Here is a 1796-nt window from a genome sequence, read left to right as displayed (position 1 = left end):
TTCTAATAGCGGGTAAAGTGTTCAAACTTTGACAATGGGACTCCTATAATGGGGTCCTTATTTAATTTCCTTGAAAATATAAAATCCGCCCTTTTGCGTGTGGGTGGGGTGACTCCAGTTGGGGCCCCCGACACCGCAAGGCGGATTTATTTTATTTATAAAAGACCGAGAGAAATAACACTAACCATTATGGTATTGACATGATACCACTTTGATACTATAATGATACCATAAGGAGGTGAAGTTATTGGGAAAAGCGGTTTTTTCTCTAAGGCTTACTGAAGACCTACACGAATGGTTAAAAAAAGAAGCTGAAAAGAGAGGTATGTCGGTCAACGCTTTGATTTCATACATACTGAGCGAATATAAAGACGATAAAGAGTTTTAACGGAGTAGTTCTACGTAGTGAAAGCGTAGCGGTTCCTTTACTTGGAAAGGCGACTCTGATAACCTAGTTCGGTTTGCCACATTAAAGATTTCTAGAAGGTGGCGACGGTGGCAAGTAATCTGGGTCGCAAAGGTTCCGAGTCAAGGATTCATGGAGTAGATCTACGCAGTGGTGATGGTGAAGCGCAACTAAAAAAACAAGAAAAGAGGACGAGCACATGTTTAATATTTCTTATTACAAAACCGAAGACACAAAAGTAATGGTGGTTACATTACACGCACTAAAACAAACTATCATTTTGCAACCAGGATTCTTTTATAAAATTTCAGGAGTTGATAGAAAAGTAATAACCGGCTGCGGCGAATTTAGTGGTACAATTCTAGTAGATTTAGGATTTATATTTCCGTTTAAATCTGATAGAAAAATAGGTTAATATTTAATCGCTATTTCTGTTTCTTACTTAACTTGATTATAGCGATTAATAAGCAGAAAAATTTAGACAAGGAAGAGAGGTATTTTATAATTGAGGTATCGTCACAAACTAATAAAAAGTGGCGGTGTATGGGAATTATTGAGCTACGAGAAAGAGGTAGCAACAGGTAAAGATGCAGTTCGTGAAAATGCTGGTAGGAAAAAACAGTCTGATCATGATTGGATAAATGATGCTGAAACAAAGATGAAGAACAGGTCTGATGTGTTATATCGTGCAAGGAAGCAAGTGTTTAACCAAGCAAATGCCAATGCAAATGCGTGGAACGAGCAACCGAAATTTTTCACACTTACATATGCTGAAAACATGCAGGACATAAAACAATCTAACTATAACTTCAAAAAGTTTATCCAAAGGCTGAATTACACTTTAAAAATAAAACTAAAATACACTGCTGTAATTGAGTTTCAGAAACGAGGGGCTATACATTATCACCTATTGGTCTATAACCTTCCTTACACGCCTGTAGACGTTCTATCGGACATCTGGGGTCATGGGTTTGTTAAAATAAATAAAATAGACCACGTGGACAATGTAGGGGCTTATATAACGAAATATATGATAAAGGATAATATTGACGAAAGATTACTTGGAGAGAAGTCTTATTTTTCGAGTAGAGGGTTAAAGAAGCCTGAAGAGTATATTTTGACGGAAAAAGAAAAAGAGACTCTGCTAAAGTCTCATGACGAATATATAACATATTCCAAAAACTATGAAAATGAATATCTAGGCAATATTCATAAGATACAAATTAACTTAAATCGCAAAAGTTAACAGCGCTATTTTAACACATAGAAAATAAAAATACTATGACTTTACCGTTTTCTAATAGCGGGTAAAGTGTTCAAACTTTGACAATGGGACTCCTATAATGGGGTCCTTATTTAATTTCCTTGAAAATATAAAATCCGCCCTTTT

General features: G+C 35.8%; 3 protein-coding genes. All 3 read left to right on the top strand.

Annotated elements, in window-relative coordinates; translation table 11 throughout:
• The first annotated feature begins 238 nt into the window (after positions 1-238).
• The 3 genes from ACIQW9_RS14860 to ACIQW9_RS14850 all read left to right on the top strand — a co-directional run bounded on the left by ACIQW9_RS14860 (position 239) and on the right by ACIQW9_RS14850 (position 1652).
• Positions 239-388, top strand: a complete 150-nt coding sequence (locus ACIQW9_RS14860) for a toxin-antitoxin system HicB family antitoxin (protein ID WP_350502499.1) — start codon at positions 239-241, stop codon at positions 386-388.
• A 217-nt stretch (positions 389-605) separates the two neighbouring features.
• Complete coding sequence (locus tag ACIQW9_RS14855) at positions 606-821, top strand: hypothetical protein (RefSeq protein WP_387508778.1); 216 nt, start codon at positions 606-608, stop codon at positions 819-821.
• Between the two features lie 90 nt (positions 822-911).
• The gene (locus tag ACIQW9_RS14850; protein WP_350835332.1) at positions 912-1652 is read left to right on the top strand and encodes a hypothetical protein; all 741 of its coding nucleotides are present in this window, start codon (positions 912-914) and stop codon (positions 1650-1652) included.
• Positions 1653-1796: the final 144 nt, after the last annotated feature.

It is taken from the genome of Herminiimonas sp. NPDC097707, assembly GCF_044761395.1.
Taxonomy (GTDB): Bacteria; Pseudomonadota; Gammaproteobacteria; order Burkholderiales; family Burkholderiaceae_D; genus Oxalicibacterium.
This window is presented reverse-complemented; position numbering and strand designations above follow the sequence as displayed.